This window comes from Natrialba sp. PRR66 (assembly GCF_034808065.1).
In the GTDB taxonomy this organism is placed as follows: domain Archaea; phylum Halobacteriota; class Halobacteria; order Halobacteriales; family Natrialbaceae; genus Natrialba; species Natrialba aegyptia.
The window spans coordinates 1-236 of the sequence record NZ_JAXHGN010000266.1 but is presented as its reverse complement, the minus strand read 5'-3'; the positions used below and the strand labels follow the sequence as shown (position 1 = coordinate 236).

At 66.9% G+C, this 236-nt stretch carries 1 protein-coding gene; it reads left to right on the top strand.

What is annotated here, in order from left to right; translation table 11 throughout:
* Positions 1 to 236 (top strand): hypothetical protein (locus SM755_RS24180; RefSeq protein WP_323174904.1); only part of this gene is annotated, 236 nt, incomplete at both ends.

Sequence of the window (236 nt, the reverse complement as noted above, 5' to 3'; positions counted from 1 at the left end):
CCTGCGGGCGTTCGCGCGTCAGGAGACGCGGTGTCTCGATTGCGGCGAGAAGTACCGACGGATGCCGCTCACCGGCGAGTGCCGCGAGTGCGGCGGGCGCGTGAACCTCACCGTCCACCAGGGCAGCGTGAACAAGTACATGCAGACCGCCATCGACGTCGCCGACGACTTCGGCTGCCGCCCCTACACCAAGCAGCGCTTGGAGAAGTTGGAGCGCGCGCTCGAATCCATCTTCG